Raw genomic sequence first — 19,018 nt, 5'->3', positions numbered from 1 at the left:
TTTATCCCTCCGCCTGTGCTGCGCGCACTTCTATGGTACCCGTGACCACGCCATCTTGGTTGGTGACTTGACCTTGATTCACTTGTAAGCCGCTATTGCTCGCCACTTGCTGGAACTGTTGCAAGGCTTCAAATTCACTGACCCGCATTTGTAACGACAAAGTACCGCTGTTGTAGCGCACCCACTCGAGTTGCATATCGGGGGTGGCGCGGAATGCCGGCTCTAATTGGGCAAATAATTGCACGCCATTGGCAGTACCTGTGGTCGGTGCTGTACTTGCTGCGCCGACGGTCTCGAGCTGCTGTCTCAGCTGGCTACGTACATTAACGATGCGGGTCGTGTTCGGAAACGCATCACGATAGGTACTTTCAATGGCTGCTTGCAAGGCATCGACTTCGCCGCCAAGTTTGCTGTAGGTGACCCACTGCTGCGCAAACACCATCACCAATGCTGCCGCTGCGGCCACGGCAAGCGGTCGCCATGGCAGGCTGCCACTCATTTGTCGGCGTTTACGCGCGGCACGAAAATCGCCTTGCCGTAAGTTAATCGCCAGCGCTTTATCGGCTTGGGTTGCAGCTAGCAACGGCAACTCGAAATGAGCGCTGATATCCGTTTGTTCGAGGCGAAAAGGTAAGGGTTGTTCAATGCTAAAGCCACGCCATTGGGCTTCGCGGACGATATGGGTGTTCCCCAACTGCAACTGCGCACCATTTTCAGTGACCGGCAGCATAAAATAATCGGCATACATCTCGTCACATTCGATGCCAGCTGCTTGCAACGCATCGAGCCAAGTTTGCATGCGCTCACGACTGACAATTGCCACCGGAATCGGCTGCTCAACACCTGCAGGCTTGGCATTTGCCGGCCAGGCAAAGTGCAAGGCTTCAATCTCGCTGGCAAGCTCGTCTTCGAGTGCATTGGGGATAAGTTGTGGCAAAAGCCGCGCCGAACCGGCCGGCAATTTCGCCTCGGTGAGCACCACTTCTTGGCCCGGCAACCAGACGGTCACCTGACAACGGTGCGCTTTTTCACCCAGCTGCGCCAAATCTGCCAGTTCAGCAAGCTCGCCACTGGCAGTGACTTCGGCATGAGCCGGATGCCACATTAGCCAACGCAACGGCTGCCCTAAATGTATGTGGAGCTGTTCCATCATGGTTCTCCTAAACCGCGCAGTAAGACTTCACTGTCATCACTGGCGACATATAGTTTACTCTGCCCGCGGAAGATCAAATCACCAACACTGACACGGGTATCTAATGCAAAATAATTACTCTTGGTCGACAAATCATCGAACATGCCACCAATGGTTTCTACGGTAACGCCATTCGGCAGCGGTACCGCACCAAAGTTAGGTTGTATCTGCTGCTGTGCAGCTTGCGCCAACGTGGAGCTGCGTTGCGCGTCTTCCATATTTTCATAACCGTCGTCTGGGCGCTCATTCAACGCACTCACGGCGGTATCGACATTAATCGCCCCAAGCATTAACGCATGCAGCAACGGCGCTTGCTCAGGCGTCAGGGTGTTGATATTCACCTGATGCTTACCACTGTTCGGGATCACACAAATATGTGGCCGCAGCGCTTGATACACTGGTTGGCTAATACCTTTAACGAGACGTAGCTCGCTCTCATGCACAAAATAATCATTGGCTGCTAGGTACGGTACTTCGAGGCTCTCGTAGTCACCGCGCTCGGCGCCATAACCGCTGTTCATACGTTCGTCGGTGTCGAGCCAGTCGGCCACGCTTTCCACAATAACATCTGCCGTGTACTCGTCAATTTCGATCTCCAGCGCCAGCAGCAACATCCGCAGCTGAGCTTTGCGCCGCACTAACTGCTCGTTGGTCAGGCCATCGCCTTTCAATGCATTCATATTGAAGCAGCCTTGCAAGTCTTTAATCGCAACTTGCGCCAGCCCACCGCCTTCAATCGGATAAGACGTCCCTTCTTGCGTCTGTTGATACCACACTTGCTCTTGGTGGATCACGCCTTGGCTGTCGCGCACTTGCAGCTCAAGCAGTTTACGCGCGATTTCTTCGGCGCTCAGCCAATACCAATAGCCCTGCTCACTTTGCTGATAGTTGGTGCTGCGCAGCACATTCACCTGCAAGCGTTCGCTTAGCTGTACCGCCAGCACCGTCACCAACGCCACCACTAACAGCACCATGATCAAGGCGACACCTTGTTGGCGCTGCGGGCGCTGTTGCTGCAAGTTACGGAGATGGTTCGACAAAATCACCTCCATTTAACACAAACACTCGCTCGATAGTGCCCCAACGCTCGGTTTCTATGACAACTTCGACGCCTTCTGGAATCGCCATGGGCTCGGGCTGCTGCCCTTGTCCACCTTGCGCATTAGGATCAAATTGCGCCGCCGCAATGCGCTCATTTTCGCGCTCAATTGGCTCAATGGTGATGCTCTCGACACCACTCAACAACACCCGCTCGGTTGGTTCTGAACTGGGTGCCATATCTACATAGGTAAAATGTTCACGAATCAATTCGTTGTCTTCGTTGACAAAGTAGCGCACCGCCTGCAATTCGCTCCGCGGCAGCAAGTTACCGGGATTAAACCAGCCCGCGCGCACGTAATAATCACCGCGCGGGGTGCGTCGCGATACGGCCTGACGCATGTCCTGCTCGACCAAATACATTGCTTGCTGCAATTGCGTCAGAGCATCGCGCGCCGCGGCACTTTGTTCATTGGTGCGCATCATGGTGTTGACCACGGCGGCACTCGCTAGACCAATAATTGCGAACACCACGATGGCGACCAGCACTTCAACGAGGGTGAATCCCTTTGTCAGCGGCGTTCGACTCATTCGTTCACCCCAAGGTAACGACCCAGTCGATAAGTATTGCCGTCTTCATCTTCGGCTGGGCGCACCGTGACCTCGACATAATAGACATCAGCGGTCACTGTTTCGGTAAAAGTTGCGGTCCACTGCCACTGCCGATCGGCGACTAATTCACTGCCCTCTTCGAGATCGAGTGGTTGCTCGGCAAGGGTGATGCGAGCCAAGGCATTGCCCGCAGCATAGCGCGCTAAAGTGCGCTCTTGCATGTACGCCAAGTCGTTCAAGTGGTTGGTGGCTGCGGCAACGCCCGCCAGCGCAGCCATGGCAAAAATCGCCAGTGCTGCCATCACTTCAACCAGCGTGAACCCCTTATTGTTCATCTTCGGGTATCCCGACTTTAAGGCTATAGCCATCAGCACTACTGATTTGCCAGACCACATCGGTCATGCCCGTGGCCGACATTAAATTCAATTTGAACACAGAGATGTCACCGCTGCCGAGGATCCACAATTGTGGTTCAGGTTGCTGGCGTTCGTCAGTTTCGCTATCGATGCTGAATTCATCTTCTTCTGGCGGCGCGAAAAAGGCCTGTATGGCTTCTTGGTTGTCACCGAGCAGAGCTTCGGTTTCGCTGTCGAGCTCGTAACTGACATCGGTAGGCCAGTCCTGCTCGCGCAGACCGCGAAAATCGAGTGGCTGCCATTGTTGGTCTTGCCATTGCAAAAAGCGATATCCCTGCTGATCCAGTTCAACGCCTAAAATGGCATGCCGAACCAGCGCGTATTCCTGCGCATACAATAACTGTTGGTAGAGATCTTCTGCGGTATCCGCTAGTTCATCTTCTTGATTATCAGGAACGACAAAGGTGACCGCCATCGCCATCACCGCAATGATCGCAACGGTCACCATGACCTCTACCAGGGTGAACCCGGTATTAGTTTTGATCGAGGTTCCAGTTACCGATGTCATCGTCGGTGCCTGGTTGACCGTCTTCACCTGCTGAGAAAATATCAATATCGCCATACTCGCCTGGGCTTAACAGCATGTAATCGTTACCGTACGGGTCTTGTGGTAAACGCTGAATATAGCCACCGCGGCGGTAATTACGCGGCTGAGGATCTGTGGTCGGGGCATCTAACAACGCTTCGAGCCCCTGCTCCGTGGTCGGAAACACACCGTTGTCGAGTTTGTACTGCGACAGTGCATTCTCTAGTGCAATCACATCCGAGCGAACCTTCTGCTTGTTGGCTTGATCTGCTGAACCGAGCACGTTCGGTAAAATCAACGTGGCAAGTAATCCTAAGATCACGATGACCACCATAATTTCGATTAATGAAAAGCCTTTGTTTTTTGTCATACTTCCTCCAGATTACAAGCCGACTGCTTGGTTGAGCTGCAATATCGGCTGAATAATTGCTAAGACAATCACTAAGACCACCGCTGCCATGACAATGATCAGCGCTGGCTCAAATATTTTTATGGCCACGTTCATCGTGGTTTCAAAATCGCGGTCTTGGTTGTCGGCGGCACGTCCGAGCATTTGCTCCAGCTCACCTGATTTTTCACCGGCGGCAATCATGTGCAACATCATCGGTGGGAACAGTTTGGTTTGTGCCAACGCGGCGCGCAGTGAGGTGCCTTCGCGTACGCGGTCGGCAGCATCTTGCACGGCCAGTTGCATGGCACGATTACTCAACACTTTAGCGGTAATTTGCAGTCCCTCCAACAACGGCACGGCCGAGGCGGTTAAAATACTCAGCGTACGCGAAAAACGCGCGGTATTGACGCCTTTAATGACCTTACCGATGATCGGCATTTTCAGCTGGTAGGCATGAAAGATGTCACGCCGCTTAGGGTCTTGTAGTAATTTGCCACCGACCACTAAGGCGACCAGTAAGGCCACTAAAATAAAGGGTCCAAAGGTTTGTAAAAACTGACTTACAGCCAATAATGCGCGGGTGATAAAGGGCAAGTCTTGGCCTAAATTGCCAAATTGCTCAACGATTTGCGGTACTACAGACACCAATAAGAAAATAATCACGCTAATCGCAACGAAAGTCAGCACGGCTGGGTACACCAACGCCTGCACTAACTGTCCTTTGAGCTGATTACGCTGCTCGGTGTAATCGGCGAGTCGGTTCAGCACCTCGTCAAGGTGTCCTGAGCGCTCACCGGCAGCCACCATAGCGGTAAAAAGCTTATCGAAAATATGCGGATAATCCGCCATCGCGACCGCGAGCGAATAGCCTTCGACCACGCGTGAACGCACAGCCATAACTAATTTTTGTAAGCGCGGTTTCTCCGTTTGTTCAGCCACGGCTAACAAGGCCTGTTCAATCGGCATCGCTGCTGCGACTAGGGTCGCTAGTTGGCGCGTGATAAGTGCTAAATCGGCGGCACTGATTTTGCGAATGCGGCGCTTGGCAAACCAACCAGAGAGACCACCTTGAGCAGTGCTGGCGCCACTTTCCGTTTGTTCAGCAACATCAACGTTGACCGGTAACAGGCCTTGGTCACGCAACAGTTGTCGGGCTTGACGCTCGGTGTCAGCTTCGAGCACGCCAGTTTTCTTGCGCCCTTTCGCGTCCAGAGCTTGGTAAGCAAACGCACCCATGGCTATTCCTCGCGCGTCACGCGCAATACTTCTTCACGTGTGGTTAAGCCGAGTGCGACCTTATCGAGGCCGTCTTGGCGAATGCTCGGAATGGTGGTACGAATATAACGTTCAATGGCTTGCTCGCCATGCCCATTGTGGATCAGCTCACGCATGTGTTCGTCGACAACTAAGAGTTCATGGATGCCAGTACGACCACGGTAGCCGGTGTAATTACATTTCTCACAGCCCACGGCGCGGCATTCCGCTTCACCCTCAGCGATCGGCTGTTTGCAGTCATCGCACAAGGTGCGCACCAAGCGCTGCGCCAGCACCGCAAGCAGTGAGGAGCTAAGCAAGAAAGGTTCGACGCCCATATCTTCTAACCGCGTGATCGCGCCTGCAGCAGTGTTGGTGTGCAAGGTCGACATTACTAAGTGACCGGTAAGCGAGGCTTGCACGGCTATTTGTGCGGTTTCGACATCACGGATCTCACCGACCATGACGACGTCAGGGTCTTGTCGCAAAATCGCCCTTAGCCCGCGGGCGAAGGTCATGTCGACGCGCGGATTGACTTGCATCTGGCCAATACCTTCAATCGCGTATTCGATCGGATCTTCAACGGTCAGAATATTGCGATCTTTGGAGTTGATCTCCATGAGCCCGGCATACAAGGTAGTTGATTTACCCGAGCCAGTCGGCCCGGTCACCAAAATAATGCCATGGGGCTTTTTAATCAGCTCGGCAAAAATCTGGCGGTTATTTTCGGTCATCCCGAGCTGTTGCAGATTCAAACGCGCGTTGTTTTTATCAAGTAAACGTAATACCACGCGCTCGCCATGGTTCGACGGCATGGTCGAGACCCGCACATCGACCGCGCGACCGGCGATCAATAGACTAATACGGCCATCTTGTGGCACCCGCTTCTCAGCGATATCCAGCTGCGCCATAACTTTAATCCGCGACACCAACAGCGAACTTAATTTCCGATGCGGACGAATCACTTCGCGCAACACGCCGTCGATGCGAAAGCGAATCAGCAAGTCTTTTTCGAAGGTTTCGATATGGATATCCGACGCACCTTCTTTGATCGCTTCTGACAACATGGCGTTGATCAATTTAATGATCGGTGCGTCGTCTTCGCTCTCTAGCAAGTCTTCAGTTTGCGGCAGTTCATCCGCCAACGAGAACAGATTGGTCTCGTTGCCGATGTCTTCCATCAGTTGCTTGGCTTCCGATGAATCGCGCTGATAGGCTTGGGTCAGAATGGCATCGAACTCTTCCGCACTATGCTCGCTCACGGTAAAAGGCACGCCAAGAGCGCGACGCACTTCAAGCAACACATCGCGCGCTACACCTTGGCGACAATGCACCACGTATTCGTTGTCACTGATTTCTGCCACCACTACGCCGTAACGTTTGGCAAAGCCAAAGGGTAAACGACGTGGGGTAACGCGAGCGGCGAGCTCGGCAACATTAGTCATTGCCGTTGCCTCCCTCCTGGTCGTCTAAATACTTCTGCAACTCAGGTGGAATCGACAGTTCTGACTCTTCAAACTTCGGCAGTGCTGGGGTTTCACTAAACGGCATGAGCGCAACGCCTTCTTCTTGGCGTTTCAATTGCTCAGCGCGAATATAATTGTACTTGCGACTGCTAATGGTTTGCGCCGTAGTTGAATCGCGCACGATAGTTGGCTTGATAAACACCATCAGGTTGCGTTTTTGCTTTTGCGTTGACGTGCTGCGGAACAATGCACCAAGTACAGGAATGTCGCCCAGTAATGGGATTTTCGATTCGCTTTCTTGCACGTCTTCGTCGATCAAACCGCCAAGTACCACGGTTTCACCATCATCGGCCATTACCGTGGTTTTCAAAGAGCGTTTATTGATGGTGATATCCACTTGGGTGGCGCCACTGAGACTCGACACTTCTTGCTCGATCACCAGCTGTACGGCGTTGCCCTCGTTGATTTGTGGCGTGACGTTCAACTTGATACCGATATCTTCACGTTGCACGGTTTGGAACGGATTCGAGTTGTTATCACCGGCAGTTGAGCCGGTAATGGTGGGCACCGACTGCCCCACCAAGAACGAGGCTTCTTCGTTATCGACCGTCATAATACTTGGCGTGGCCAAAATATTGGAGTTGGTATTGGTCGCTACCGCTTGCAAAATGGCGCCCCAGTCGTTTTTCACGACCCCGACCATCATGCCGTTAACGTTGCCAAGTAGCTCAGCTAGTAAGCTGACATCGCCCGGCTCGTCGGGCTCGGTGGTGGTCACGAGGTTACCATCGACAATGGTTTGCGTGGTGCGTCCTTCGCGCTCACGGGCCTGATAGGCAGCGGCGGCTAATGGACCGATCGGCACTTGGCGACCGTTAGCGTATTGCACCATACCACCGTCTTCCGAAATCCACTGCAAGCCGAGATCGACACCGTCGCCTTCCATGATTTCAACGATGATGGCTTCAACATGCACCTGCGCACGGCGGATATCCAATTGACGAATAACGCTCTCTAGGTTGCTGAGCAAGTCGGGTTGCGCGGTGATCACCAGCGAGTTGCTGTCTTCATGCGCTGAAATACTGATTTGATTGTCATTACTACCACCGCCGAAGTTGCGCGTTGGTCGACCTTGTTGGGTTTGTGCAGCGTTATCCATTTCGGCTTGCATGGTGGCGCTGACACCTTGTAATACATCAACGAGCTCTTCAGCTTTAGCATATTTAAGGTAGTAAACGCGGGTATTGCCTTCGGTTTGTAAGTCTTGGTCGAGACGATTAATCAGTTGTACGACGCGCTCACGCGCACGCGGCTCACCACTTACCACAACGGAATTGGTACGCTCATCGGCGACGATTTTCGGGATTAATAACGGCGGCGTGCCTTCGTTTTGACCTTGATACAGTGCCGTTGCGATACGGACGATTTCTGCCGCTGATGCATATTGTAGTTTCACCACTTCAACGTCTTGGTTACCGGCTCGGTCTACACGCTCGATAATTTCCGTTAAGCGTTGCACGGTTTCGCTGCGACCGGTAATCATAATGACGTTCGATGGGTCGTAGCTGACAATGTTACCCGCGCCGCCGCCATCAGCGATCAAGCGTAGCAATGGCGCCAGCTCACGGACACTGACGTTGGCCACTGGCACCACGCGCGTGACTAGGGTATCGCCGCCAATGGAGTTATCGTCAACGACTGGAATCGCGCCGCTGCGCGCTTCTTTATCGCGCATCACTTTGACCACGCCCGATTCCATCGTGACCGTGGCGAAACCGTAGACATCAAGTACGTTTTGGAAGAAGTCCCAGTACTGCTCTTCGGTCATCACATCGTAACTGCGCACGTCAATGGTGCCGCGCACGTCTGGATCGATGATGATGGTTTTACCCAGGTTACGCCCCACCACCTGAATGAATTCAGTGATATCGGTGTTCTTAAAGCTAGCGGCATATTCCACTGGCTCTTCGTTGGTGCTGCCACGCTGGGCTTGTTGGGCAAATGCAGTAGCACTGACGCCTAAAGCGCAGGCTAAACTCATGCTGCTGAGCCAAATCGATGCGGTCGTTAACATTCGCATAGTTGGTCCTATTGTTCTCGGTTGTTCTGTTATTGAGCTGGAACCGCAAGTTCCAGATCTAAATAAGCTTCGTCGCGTAACACAGTTACGGTAATGCGACTCGCGCTACGTAATTCTTGCAAGGCCACTTGAGCACTTGCCACATCGGTCAAATCCTGGCCATTTAAGGCAACGGCGATATCACCGGTTTTAAAGCCGGCATCGGCAAATAAGTCGGGGAATTTGCCCGGACTTAAACGATAGCCGGCAAGTTCACCGCCTTGCATGGCGGGGCTCACTCGAATGTAATCGAGCAAAGCGCCGGTATCACCTTGCTGCATGCGACGCACTGCGTCGCGTGCCCGTGGGTTATCGAAGCGCGCGGTTTGCGTGGCTTGCGGATTATAACTTTGGCGCTGCGGTTGTTGTGCTGGCTCAGGCTGACGATTATCAACGCTCAAGCTCAAACCGGGACCGAGTTCACCAATACCTTCTAACTCGAGCGTTTCGAGTATGCCGTTGTTGTTTAAAATGACGCGATCGGAATAGATTTCTTCAATGCCAACGTTGGTGCCGACGATTTTGTCGCCGATAACGTACACTTCTTGTTGGCGATCTTTTTCAATAATTGCCGCTGATTTCGCTGGCACTGAGCTGGCCGAGACACCAAGCAGGCGCACGTTTAAGTTGGTTTTGGGCGCGTTGCGGCTGTCAGTGGTGGTTGCCGCGCTAGTGCCAAATAGATTCAGTTCAGTCAGTACTGCTGCGCGTCTGCTGGCTTTAGTTGAGGTTTGCTGAACTTGCGCTTGCAGCGGTCCGCTAGCGGGTGCAGTAGCCGGTGCCAGTAGCTGCCACGTAAGCTGGGCAGCAAGCCACACAGCGGCTACCGCCAGTAGCGCGGTGAGCAACCATAACACGCCACGCACCAGCCGCGGTTGGTTGGTGAGCGCACTGAGACGTAGTAATTGTGGATTCTGAATCTGCATGTTTAATTTCGTTATAATTTTGTGACAGCACAGAGTTATGAGCCATTCTAACCCCTTAGTTGCATGCTGAACAGATCAAATTTGGGGATTATGGTATTATGCCGACAAAATATTACATAGCGATGAAGTAACCTATGACAAACACGCATTACCCCACCGACCAACTCTATCGATACACTTTTACTGACCAGGATGTCCGTGGTGAGCTGGTGCAACTTAGCACGAGTTATCAGCGCATGATACAAGGACACGATTATCCGGCATCAGTTCAACGTTTATTAGGTGAATTGATGGCAGCGACGGTACTTTTGAGTGCAACCTTAAAGTTTGAGGGGCACATCAATTTACAGATCCAGGGCGATGGTCCGATTAACTTCATGACCGTCAATGGTAGCCATCATCAAGAATTACGTGGCTTGGCGCGACTGCGCGATAGCATTGCCGATGACCAAAATGACTTCCGTAAGCTGTTTGGCAAGGCCGTACTGATTATTACGCTAACGCCAGATCAAGGTGAGCGCTATCAAGGCGTGGTCGATGCCAATAGGGACAGCTTGGCCGCAGTTATCGAGAGCTATTTTGCGCAGTCGGAGCAGCTGCACACGCGCATTTGGTTGCACGCGGACGGTGAGCACGCGGCGGGCATGTTTTTACAAGTCATGCCGGCGGCTGGACACGACTTGACTGGATTTAACCATTTAGAAGCGTTAACGGAAACCATGACGGCGACCGAACTCTACACCTTGTCGAGTTCAGAAATTTTACATCGGCTTTACCATCAAGAGCAGTTCGAGCTTTACAGGCCGCAGCCGGTGCGCTTCCATTGTGGCTGTTCGCGTGAGGGTACGCTGTCAGCGTTGGCCGCGGTATCACCGGAAGAATTGCAGGCCATCTTGGCAGAAGACGGCGAAATCGTTATGGACTGTGACTATTGCCGTAGCCAATACCGCTTCACCGCCGAAGATTTGTAACATTCGCTGGTGGCTATTCGCTGTTGGCTGTTGGTTGATGATTGGGGATTTATTATGGAAAACGTTCGGCTCGATAAATGGTTGTGGGCAGCGCGCTTCTTTAAAACACGATCGTTGGCGCGGCAAATGGTGCAGTCTGGCAAAGTCCAAGTGGATGGCCAACGTGCGAAACCGGCGAAAACCATCACCGTCGGGCAGTTGGTGAAACTGCCACGTGGATACGACGTAATGGAGGTCAAGGTCTGTGAGCTAAGCGATCAGCGGCGCGGTGCACCAGAAGCGCAAAAGCTTTATGCCGAAACGCAGGAGTCCGAAGAACGTCGCACCCGTGAGGCCGAATTGCGTAAAGCGAATGCGCTTTATAATCCGCACCCCGACCACAAGCCCGACAAGAAAGAACGCCGCGAACTGCTTAAAATGAAACGGTAGAAGCGCGAACAGCGAATAGCCAACAGCGTTGGCTATTTTTTCTTCTTGATGTGGCGCATCAGGCGTTTGCGCTTGCGCTGCTGCGACAACGTAAGCTGGTTCTTGCGGCCAGCGAATGGGTTATCGGACTCGCGGAACTCGACCTTGATCGGAGTACCCATGATGCCTAGCGATTTGCGGAAGTAGTTGGTCAGATAGCGCTGATACGCACCCGGCAAATCGTTTACTTGGTTACCGTGAATAATAATGCGTGGTGGATTGTAACCACCGGCGTGCGCGTATTTAAGCTTGACGCGGCGTCCGCGCACCAACGGCGGTTGGTGCTCATCGGCGGCCATTTCCATAATGCGGGTAAGCTTTGAGGTACTAACACGTTGCGTGGCGCTGGCGTAAGCCTCGAGCACCGACTCAAACAAATTACCTACACCACTGCCGTGCAATGCTGAGATAAAATGCAAACGTGCAAAATCGACAAAGCCCAAGCGGCGGTCGAGTTCACGTTTAATTTCTTCCTTGTGGTCGTTGTCCAAACCGTCCCACTTATTCACTGCAATCACAATTGAACGACCAGCGTTTAGCGCAAAACCAATCAAGTTTAGGTCTTGGTCCGAAATGGTTTCGCGTGCGTCAAGCACACAGATCACCACGTTGGCATCTTCAATCGCTTGCAGAGTCTTGATCACCGAGAACTTCTCGACGGTTTCATCAATCCGTCCACGGCGCCGTACACCCGCGGTGTCGATCAAAATATACTGCCGACCATCGCGTTCCATCGGAATATAAATCGAGTCCCGAGTCGTGCCTGGCATATCAAATACCACCACCCGCTCTTCGCCAAGAATACGGTTGGTAAGGGTTGACTTACCTACGTTCGGACGACCGACAATGGCGAGCTTGAGTGGCAATGCATCATAATCGATTTCGTCGTGTTCAAGATCAGGCGGCGTCTCGGCGTCTTCGTCAGCGACCGCCACTTTCATTTCCGGATAGTCTTCAACTAACGGGGTGAAACAGCGATGCAGCAGGCTTTCAACACCGCGACCATGTGCTGCGGCGATACCGTATACTTCACCTAATCCCAGCTCATAGAAATCCGCTTGTGCAGCTTCGGCATCGATACCATCGATTTTGTTGGCAACGATATAGGCTTTTTTACCAATCGAACGTAAGTGTTTGGCAATCCCTAAGTCGGCACTGGTAATGCCGTCACGGGCATCCACCATGAATAAGACGACGTCGGCTTCGTCGATGGCACGCAAGGACTGCGAGGCCATTTCTTTGTCGATGCCCTCTTCGTCGCCATGCACACCAGCGGTGTCGATAACAATAAATTGATAGCCATCGTAATTGGCTTGGCCATATTTACGATCGCGTGTAAGACCAGGAAAGTCTGCTACCAGTGCGTCCCGAGTACGGGTCAGCCGATTAAACAGGGTAGATTTGCCCACATTTGGGCGCCCGACCAGGGCCACAACAGGTAACATGCTTAGTTAATCCTTACCGCGAGTAACGTGCCGTCGCGTGTTTGAATAAAGAGCTGATCGTCTTCTACAACTGGCTGCGAGTAGGCAGCATCGTCAAGCTCTAAACGACCAGAGGTCTTGCCCGTTTGGGCATCGATAAAGTGCAGGTAACCGAAGTCGTCGCCGACCACGATGTAACCTTGGAAATAAACCGGTGCCGTTAGTTCGCGGCCTTCAAAATCGTTATTCACCCAACGCTCAATACCACCGTCAGTGTTAATCGAGTAAACGTGGTCTTGGGTGTCGGTCAGATACAAGTTACTGCCGTACATAGCTAAATTTTGGAACGATGAGTATTCACGTTGCCAGACGATACGACCGGTGCGAATCTCAACGGCAGCCAACTGGCCATTATAGGCAATATTATAGATGGTCGGACCGCTGACAATAGGTGCACTATCGACATCAACCAGACGCTGCAACTCAGTGGCGCCTTTTGGCACTGCTAAACGTGCTTCCCAGGCTTGCTGGCCGTTCTGCAACACAACGACGGTTAACTTGCCAGTTGCGGTACCTATGATGGCACCACCAGCAGCTAACGTCGGCTTACTGTTACCGCGTAAAGTCAGCGCAGGCACATCGGTCGGTAAGTTCCAGATTTCTTCGCCGTTCTCGGCATCAAATGCGAATATTTGGCCGTTGCCAGCAGCGACCACGACATAACTGCCATCAAAGGCCGGATCGGCAACAATTTCAGCGTTCACTTTGGCATGCCAGTTGACTTCACCAGTAGCTGCGTCAAGCATAAATACATCGCCGTTTTCACTCGCTAACAGAGCTTTGCCCGCATAGCCGGTGACACCACCACTAATACGCAAAGATTCAGTGCCATCTAACCAGGACGCACCCTGCGCAGTATATTCTGCTTGTAAATCACGTTCCCATACGCGTTTGCCATCGCTGCGGCTGTAGGCTGCCACATAACCATCGCGGTCAGCTGCGACAATCACATCACCAACCACAGCTGGATTCAAACGTGAGAAGAAATTTTCAACGCCGTCACCAACACTTACGTCCCATTGGGCGCTAGGGTTGACGGTCGCGTTGAACGGTTGCAGCTCTTTATACGTCAGCTCTTCGTCTTCGAATAAGCTACAGCCGCCCAGACTTACCAGTGCTGTCGCGAGCAGGCCTTGCTGCAATACTTTTAATACTTTCATGATGCCGCCGGAATGCTGTTAAGTTTCGTCTCAGCCAATGCTGCTGAGCTCCCTTCTGCTTCTGCTGCTGTCATTGCTTCTTGATACGCAGTACGGGCACCAACACTGTCGCCTTGCGCCCACAAAATGTCACCTTTAAGCTCTGCCGCTTTCACTTTGAAGCCTTCAGCTTCTGCTGCTGCAGTCAGAGCAGTTAAAGCCGCGTCATACTGCTCTTGCGCCATCAATAAACGTGCTTGGCGAATATCCGCCACGTACTTTAATGCGCCGCTGGCATTGTCACGTGCGGTTTGCAAAGCATCGATAGCCGCTTGCAAGTCACCCGCATCAGCTGCAGCTTTAGCTAAGTCAAACGCTGCCAATACCGCATAGGTACTGCTCGCGTCTTCATTGATAAAGCTTTTCGCGCTGTCAAAAGCGGCACTGTCGCCCGCTTCAAGCTGCGCCACAACTTGTTCAAATTGCTCCGATTGCGCTTCTTGCGCTGCGGTTGCTTGCGCATCGTAATAACGCCAGCCGTAAAATAAAGCGAAGCCGATGACGAGCCCGGCGACGATGCCTTTGCCATGCTCATTCCAAAAGGCTTTTATCTGTTCGACCTGTTGATCTTCTGTTTCCATGTTGAATTCCCTTAATTCGTTAGTCGTTATTCGTTAATCGTTATTGGTGAAAAGACGGTTTAGCTCGGCAAGATCAGAGACGATGAGGTCGTCTTCGCTGCGCTCGCGTAAGAATTTTAGTTCGAAGTCTTCATCACGAATAATCAAAGCGAAAGCAGCACCCGATTTGTCTGCTTTTGCCAGCTTTTTCTTCATATTTTGGCTACCGCTATGCAGTTGCACTTTAAGCCCAGCAACTTGGTCTCGAAGCTTTTCGGCAACGGCCGGCGCCTTAAGTTCCGCGCTGTCGTTCATCGCGATAACGTACACATCAACGGTTTGCTCCGTAGGCACTTTATTCTGCGACTCGAGCAGCAGTACCAAACGCTCAATGCCCATGGCAAAACCGATTCCTGGCGTTGCTTTGCCACCCAGTTGTTCGACTAGGCCATCGTAGCGACCACCGGCACAAACAGTGCCTTGCGCGCCAAGTTCAGTGGTCACCCACTCAAACACCGTACGGTTATAGTAGTCAAGACCGCGGACCAAACGCTCATTCAGCACATACTTGATACCCGCAGCATCGAGGCGCTTGGTCAAACCCTGAAAATGTTCGCGCGAAGCATCGTCCCAATATTCCGAAAGCTTAGGCGCATTTTCGAGCACTTTTTGCGTTTCTGGTGACTTGCTATCGAGCACGCGCAACACATTGCTGTCGAGGCGACGCTTAGAATCTTCATCAAGTTGGTCTTCATGCGCACGCAAAAATTCGCGTAAGGCATCACGGTAGCGCGCCCGCGCTTCGTTTGACGCCAACGAGTTCAGTTGCAATTCGACCTGATCGGCGATGCCAAACAGCTGCCACAAACGTGCTGACAAAAGAATGACTTCAGCGTCAATATCTGGACCTTCCATACCGAAGGCTTCAATACCAAATTGATGGAACTGGCGATAACGTCCTTTTTGCGGACGCTCATGGCGGAACATCGGCCCCATGTACCACAAACGCTGGGTTTGGTTGTACAACAAACCGTGTTCGTTACCCGCCCGCACACAGCTAGCAGTGCCTTCTGGGCGCAAGGTCAGGCTATCGCCGTTGCGATCCTCGAAGGTATACATTTCTTTTTCGACAATGTCGGTCACTTCACCAATCGACCGCTTAAATAAGTCAGTGCTCTCGAGCACTGGCATGCGGATCTCTTGATAGGTGTAGGCTGCAGCGACTTGGCGTAGAACGCCTTCGACATATTGCCAGGCCGGACTTTGCTCCGGCAGGATGTCGTTCATGCCACGAATTGCTTGGATTGTCTTTGCCACGATCTAACTTACCGTTCCGTTGATGTACGTGAATTCGAAAAAATGACGGGTAGTATACCGCAGCTTTACGCTTGCTTCACAGGAATCTGTTCCGCTTCCAGCTGTTTTACGCGAGCACGAATATGGCGTTCGAGTTGATCGACCAAATCGTTGTTGTCCAAACGCTCTTTTTGCCGTTCGCCATTCACGTAAAAACCACTTTTACTTTTCGCGCCAGCTAAGCCGATATGCGAAATTAAGGCTTCACCTGGACCATTGACCACACAACCGATAATCGACACGTCCATGGGCGTGGTAATGTCCTCGAGACGTTGCTCAAGCGCATTCACGGTGGCAATCACATCGAATTCCTGACGTGAACAACTGGGGCAGGCAATAAAGTTAATGCCACGGCTGCGAATGCGTAAAGATTTCAGGATATCAAAGCCGACTTTGACCTCTTCAACAGGGTCAGCGGCTAACGAAATACGCAGGGTGTCGCCGATACCTTCGGCTAACAGCATGCCCAAACCAATCGAAGATTTGACCGCACCGCTACGTAAACCACCTGCTTCGGTGATACCAAGGTGCAAAGGTTGTTCGATTTGCTTGGCCAATAAGCGATAGGACTCAACCGCTAAGAATACGTCTGACGCTTTCACGCTGACTTTGAAGTCTTGAAAATTCAGGCGGTCGAGAATATCGACGTGACGCATCGCCGACTCAACCAGCGCAGCCGGCGTCGGCTCTCCATATTTTTCTTGGATTTCTTTTTCTAGCGAACCGCCGTTGACACCAATGCGAATGGGAATATTGCGGTCACGGGCTGCATCGACCACTGCTCGAATGCGTTGCTCGTTGCCAATGTTACCGGGGTTGATGCGCAAGCAGTCAACGCCGTATTCCGCGACTTTTAGCGCGATACGATAATCAAAGTGAATATCTGCCACTAACGGCACTGGGCTTTGCTGCTTAATGAATTTGAACGCTTCCGCCGCGTCCATGGTGGGTACCGAAACGCGCACGATATCAGCGCCGGCATCAGCAATTGCTTGTATTTGCTTAACGGTCGCGGCAACGTCGGTAGTTTCAGTGTTGGTCATCGATTGCACGGCAATCGGTGCGCCATCGCCAATTGGCACATTACCTACGTAGATGCGTCGCGAAGGGCGACGTTTAATGGGGTTCTCATGCATCATAAACTTACTTCGTATGCTGTTGTTCGCGTTGAGTTGAGCGTTCTTAATTAAGCGTAAAGGTGACGCTGCGTTCGCGGACAAAATTGTCTAGATTTACCGGTTCACCTTGATACGTGATGGCCACACTTTCGGGTCTGCATAGGATAATATCAAAAGGCGCCTCGCCCGTCAGTTCCATGCGATAACCGGCAGCTTTAACACCAATCGCAATGTCTTCGCCAGTGGCGTCGGTGACTTTGACCCAGCAGGCATCACTGAAAGTAAAGACTAAATCAGCTACTGGTTCGTCGGTAACCACCGGTGCGCTGTCTTGCTCAGTTTCTGTTGGTTCTTGTGTTGGTTCTTGCGCTGGCACGTCGGTCGACGCTTCCGTTGGCGCGTCGGTCGGCTCTTCGGTTGGCAACGGCGGCGGCTCGCTTGGCGTTTCATCGCCCTCGACGATCACTGCTGAGGTTTGACTGGTATCGATTTCGTCTTCTGGCACTTGCTGGCCGTTCATACCGTTAGTGCTTGGCCGCACGACCTGAGGAATATCAGGGCTACTTTCGCGCGCCTGTTGCGCTTCTTGTTCGGTCGGCGCATCTTCACTACCGGTGATGCTATCCATACTGAAACCACTGTCTTGCCACCACCACAGTAAGGCAGATGCGATGACCACGATGATAATAATGTAGCTGATCCAACGCAGTCGACTGTCGTTGCGTTCGCGTACTTTTCTACGCGAGAAGCTACGCATGCTCGCCGATGTGTCAGTGGTTTTTTCTTGATGAGTCGCGCGATAGGCGGCAAAAATTTGCTCTTCATTCACTTCCAAAGCTTTTGCCATGGAGCGCAAGTAGCCGCGCACAAAAGTTGGCGAGGCCAGCTTATCGTAGTCGTCGGCTTCGATGATCTGAATGACAGCAACTCGCAAGCGCAGGCTATCTGCTACCTGTTGCTGGCTTAAGCCTTTGCGCTCACGCGCTTGGCTAAGCAGTTGCCCCGGCGTCACCGTATCGGCGGTGCGCTCGGTCAGTACTTCTTCATCTGCAGGGGGTTGCTGTTCGTTATCTACAGTCATGGTCACTTCATAAACTTTGGGTTATTGCGTACGCGCTTCATAAGCCCGCGCTTGGCGCGAATCTGGAAAGCGCAATAATAACAGCTCGCCGTAACTTCGTTGACGCGCTGTGTCGTTCTGTTGCCGTGCTAACTCGGTTTCGAGCCACAGATATTCCGCTGATAATTGCGGAAATTCGGCACGCCGTTTGAGTACCTCTGCAGCTTCTTGCAAACGCTGTTGCTCAATAAGAGCAGCAGCATAACTCTCAAGTACTGCACTGCTGCCCTGTGTATGATTCATCGCCCGTTGAAAATAGCTATCTGATTTTTGCAGATTGCCTGCTTTTGCTGCGCAGCGCGCTGCGTTTTCATAGGTCGTAGCTACTTTAACATATTCCGGTAGCGCAAGTGCGGCTTGAAAATGTTGGTCGGCTTCTTGGTACTTCCCCATAGTGCAGAGCAATGCGCCAAGGTTGTTATGGGTATCGCCATTGTTAGGCTGCAGCCGAATCGCTTCGCGATAGTATTGTTCCGCTGTCTGATACTCTTTTACCTGTTGATAGTAAAAGGCTAAACCGGTGATGACTGAGGGATTATTGGGTGTGTAGTCGCGAGCGCGCTCTAAGTTGAGCCGAGCTTGCGGATAGTTGCCGGTTTGCAAGTATTCTAAGCCTAGCGCGAGCCGCGTGGCTGCAGCTTCTTGCGCATTGAACTGCTGTGCTGGCGTTTCTTTACCGTCGACAGTGCGTTGGCTAACGCATGCCGTCAGGCTCAGCAGTAGAGTTGCGGATAGAACAAATTGAAGTAATCGCATGTCGGGCCCTCGTTGAACATCTGCTATGCTATCCCGAACAGGCGTG

The 19,018-nt window shown here is 52.3% G+C and carries 19 protein-coding genes; 2 read left to right on the top strand and 17 right to left on the bottom strand.

Annotated elements, in window-relative coordinates:
- Position 1: 1 nt before the first annotated feature.
- From gspL to gspC, 10 genes are read right to left on the bottom strand one after another with little or no spacing between them, the layout of a single operon-like run.
- Positions 2-1,153, bottom strand: coding sequence for a type II secretion system protein GspL (gene gspL, locus IDAT_RS05600; RefSeq protein WP_081909767.1), 1,152 nt, complete (start codon positions 1,151-1,153; stop codon positions 2-4).
- The gene (gspK, locus tag IDAT_RS05595) at positions 1,150-2,232 is read right to left on the bottom strand and encodes a type II secretion system minor pseudopilin GspK (RefSeq protein WP_162178389.1); all 1,083 of its coding nucleotides are present in this window, start codon (positions 2,230-2,232) and stop codon (positions 1,150-1,152) included. The genes gspL and gspK overlap by 4 nt, the downstream gene beginning before the upstream one ends.
- On the bottom strand, positions 2,213-2,821 hold the full coding sequence (locus tag IDAT_RS05590) for a type II secretion system protein GspJ (RefSeq protein WP_034731629.1): 609 nt from the start codon (positions 2,819-2,821) through the stop codon (positions 2,213-2,215). Before IDAT_RS05590 ends, gspK begins: the two co-directional genes overlap by 20 nt.
- Positions 2,818-3,177, bottom strand: coding sequence for a type II secretion system minor pseudopilin GspI (gene gspI, locus IDAT_RS05585; RefSeq protein ID WP_034731627.1), 360 nt, complete (start codon positions 3,175-3,177; stop codon positions 2,818-2,820). Before gspI ends, IDAT_RS05590 begins: the two co-directional genes overlap by 4 nt.
- Positions 3,167-3,766, bottom strand: a complete 600-nt coding sequence (locus IDAT_RS05580; RefSeq protein ID WP_162178392.1) for a pilus assembly FimT family protein — start codon at positions 3,764-3,766, stop codon at positions 3,167-3,169. The genes gspI and IDAT_RS05580 overlap by 11 nt, the downstream gene beginning before the upstream one ends.
- Positions 3,732-4,154, bottom strand: a complete 423-nt coding sequence (gspG, locus tag IDAT_RS05575) for a type II secretion system major pseudopilin GspG (protein ID WP_034731621.1) — start codon at positions 4,152-4,154, stop codon at positions 3,732-3,734. Before gspG ends, IDAT_RS05580 begins: the two co-directional genes overlap by 35 nt.
- Positions 4,155-4,166: 12 nt before the next feature.
- Complete coding sequence (gspF, locus tag IDAT_RS05570; RefSeq protein ID WP_034731618.1) at positions 4,167-5,411, bottom strand: type II secretion system inner membrane protein GspF; 1,245 nt, start codon at positions 5,409-5,411, stop codon at positions 4,167-4,169.
- A gap of 2 nt (positions 5,412-5,413) precedes the next feature.
- Complete coding sequence (gene gspE / locus IDAT_RS05565; protein ID WP_034731616.1) at positions 5,414-6,874, bottom strand: type II secretion system ATPase GspE; 1,461 nt, start codon at positions 6,872-6,874, stop codon at positions 5,414-5,416.
- Positions 6,867-8,975: a type II secretion system secretin GspD gene (gene gspD, locus IDAT_RS05560; RefSeq protein ID WP_034731614.1), complete on the bottom strand. Its 2,109-nt coding sequence runs from the start codon at positions 8,973-8,975 to the stop codon at positions 6,867-6,869. Before gspD ends, gspE begins: the two co-directional genes overlap by 8 nt.
- A gap of 29 nt (positions 8,976-9,004) precedes the next feature.
- Positions 9,005-9,940, bottom strand: coding sequence for a type II secretion system protein GspC (gene gspC, locus IDAT_RS05555; protein WP_051986598.1), 936 nt, complete (start codon positions 9,938-9,940; stop codon positions 9,005-9,007).
- 134 nt (positions 9,941-10,074) lie between these two features.
- Between gspC and hslO the strand changes: the two genes are divergently transcribed.
- Both hslO and IDAT_RS05545 read left to right on the top strand, forming a co-directional pair.
- A complete protein-coding gene (hslO, locus tag IDAT_RS05550; RefSeq protein WP_034731612.1) occupies positions 10,075-10,911 on the top strand; it encodes an Hsp33 family molecular chaperone HslO in 837 nt (278 codons plus the stop codon).
- Positions 10,912-10,965: 54 nt separating this feature from the next.
- Positions 10,966-11,340, top strand: coding sequence for an RNA-binding S4 domain-containing protein (locus IDAT_RS05545; protein ID WP_034731610.1), 375 nt, complete (start codon positions 10,966-10,968; stop codon positions 11,338-11,340).
- Positions 11,341-11,372: 32 nt separating this feature from the next.
- Here IDAT_RS05545 and der read toward each other — a convergent pair whose 3' ends face one another.
- The 7 genes from der to pilW form a co-directional block, all read right to left on the bottom strand.
- A complete protein-coding gene (gene der / locus IDAT_RS05540; protein WP_034731608.1) occupies positions 11,373-12,824 on the bottom strand; it encodes a ribosome biogenesis GTPase Der in 1,452 nt (483 codons plus the stop codon).
- Positions 12,825-12,826: 2 nt separating this feature from the next.
- Positions 12,827-14,023, bottom strand: coding sequence for an outer membrane protein assembly factor BamB (gene bamB / locus IDAT_RS05535; protein WP_034731605.1), 1,197 nt, complete (start codon positions 14,021-14,023; stop codon positions 12,827-12,829).
- Positions 14,020-14,643: a YfgM family protein gene (locus tag IDAT_RS05530; protein WP_034731602.1), complete on the bottom strand. Its 624-nt coding sequence runs from the start codon at positions 14,641-14,643 to the stop codon at positions 14,020-14,022. The genes bamB and IDAT_RS05530 overlap by 4 nt, the downstream gene beginning before the upstream one ends.
- Before the next feature lie 33 nt (positions 14,644-14,676).
- Positions 14,677-15,939, bottom strand: coding sequence for a histidine--tRNA ligase (hisS, locus tag IDAT_RS05525; RefSeq protein WP_081909764.1), 1,263 nt, complete (start codon positions 15,937-15,939; stop codon positions 14,677-14,679).
- A 65-nt stretch (positions 15,940-16,004) separates the two neighbouring features.
- Complete coding sequence (ispG, locus tag IDAT_RS05520) at positions 16,005-17,117, bottom strand: flavodoxin-dependent (E)-4-hydroxy-3-methylbut-2-enyl-diphosphate synthase (RefSeq protein WP_034731596.1); 1,113 nt, start codon at positions 17,115-17,117, stop codon at positions 16,005-16,007.
- Between the two features lie 43 nt (positions 17,118-17,160).
- Complete coding sequence (locus tag IDAT_RS05515; RefSeq protein WP_034731594.1) at positions 17,161-18,177, bottom strand: RodZ domain-containing protein; 1,017 nt, start codon at positions 18,175-18,177, stop codon at positions 17,161-17,163.
- Between the two features lie 21 nt (positions 18,178-18,198).
- On the bottom strand, positions 18,199-18,972 hold the full coding sequence (pilW, locus tag IDAT_RS05510; protein WP_034731590.1) for a type IV pilus biogenesis/stability protein PilW: 774 nt from the start codon (positions 18,970-18,972) through the stop codon (positions 18,199-18,201).
- Between the last annotated feature and the right edge of the window lie 46 nt (positions 18,973-19,018).

It is taken from the genome of Pseudidiomarina atlantica (assembly GCF_000753735.1).
Taxonomy (GTDB): domain Bacteria; phylum Pseudomonadota; class Gammaproteobacteria; order Enterobacterales; family Alteromonadaceae; genus Pseudidiomarina; species Pseudidiomarina atlantica.
Note: the sequence above shows the minus strand (reverse complement) of the source record. Positions and strands in the feature narration are given on the sequence as shown.

What these genes read in the sequence shown, in the direction of transcription:
- gspC (WP_051986598.1), bottom strand. Translation starts at nt 9,940, where the DNA reads ATGCAGATTCAGAATCCACAATTACTACGTCTCAGTGCGCTCACCAAC.
- pilW (WP_034731590.1), bottom strand. Translation starts at nt 18,972, where the DNA reads ATGCGATTACTTCAATTTGTTCTATCCGCAACTCTACTGCTGAGCCTG.
- bamB (WP_034731605.1), bottom strand. Translation starts at nt 14,023, where the DNA reads ATGAAAGTATTAAAAGTATTGCAGCAAGGCCTGCTCGCGACAGCACTG.
- gspI (WP_034731627.1), bottom strand. Translation starts at nt 3,177, where the DNA reads ATGAACAATAAGGGGTTCACGCTGGTTGAAGTGATGGCAGCACTGGCG.
- hslO (WP_034731612.1), top strand. Translation starts at nt 10,075, where the DNA reads ATGACAAACACGCATTACCCCACCGACCAACTCTATCGATACACTTTT.
- ispG (WP_034731596.1), bottom strand. Translation starts at nt 17,117, where the DNA reads ATGATGCATGAGAACCCCATTAAACGTCGCCCTTCGCGACGCATCTAC.
- gspG (WP_034731621.1), bottom strand. Translation starts at nt 4,154, where the DNA reads ATGACAAAAAACAAAGGCTTTTCATTAATCGAAATTATGGTGGTCATC.
- IDAT_RS05515 (WP_034731594.1), bottom strand. Translation starts at nt 18,177, where the DNA reads ATGACTGTAGATAACGAACAGCAACCCCCTGCAGATGAAGAAGTACTG.
- gspD (WP_034731614.1), bottom strand. Translation starts at nt 8,975, where the DNA reads ATGCGAATGTTAACGACCGCATCGATTTGGCTCAGCAGCATGAGTTTA.
- gspF (WP_034731618.1), bottom strand. Translation starts at nt 5,411, where the DNA reads ATGGGTGCGTTTGCTTACCAAGCTCTGGACGCGAAAGGGCGCAAGAAA.
- IDAT_RS05590 (WP_034731629.1), bottom strand. Translation starts at nt 2,821, where the DNA reads ATGAGTCGAACGCCGCTGACAAAGGGATTCACCCTCGTTGAAGTGCTG.
- IDAT_RS05545 (WP_034731610.1), top strand. Translation starts at nt 10,966, where the DNA reads ATGGAAAACGTTCGGCTCGATAAATGGTTGTGGGCAGCGCGCTTCTTT.
- IDAT_RS05580 (WP_162178392.1), bottom strand. Translation starts at nt 3,766, where the DNA reads ATGACATCGGTAACTGGAACCTCGATCAAAACTAATACCGGGTTCACC.
- gspL (WP_081909767.1), bottom strand. Translation starts at nt 1,153, where the DNA reads ATGATGGAACAGCTCCACATACATTTAGGGCAGCCGTTGCGTTGGCTA.
- der (WP_034731608.1), bottom strand. Translation starts at nt 12,824, where the DNA reads ATGTTACCTGTTGTGGCCCTGGTCGGGCGCCCAAATGTGGGCAAATCT.
- IDAT_RS05530 (WP_034731602.1), bottom strand. Translation starts at nt 14,643, where the DNA reads ATGGAAACAGAAGATCAACAGGTCGAACAGATAAAAGCCTTTTGGAAT.
- gspE (WP_034731616.1), bottom strand. Translation starts at nt 6,874, where the DNA reads ATGACTAATGTTGCCGAGCTCGCCGCTCGCGTTACCCCACGTCGTTTA.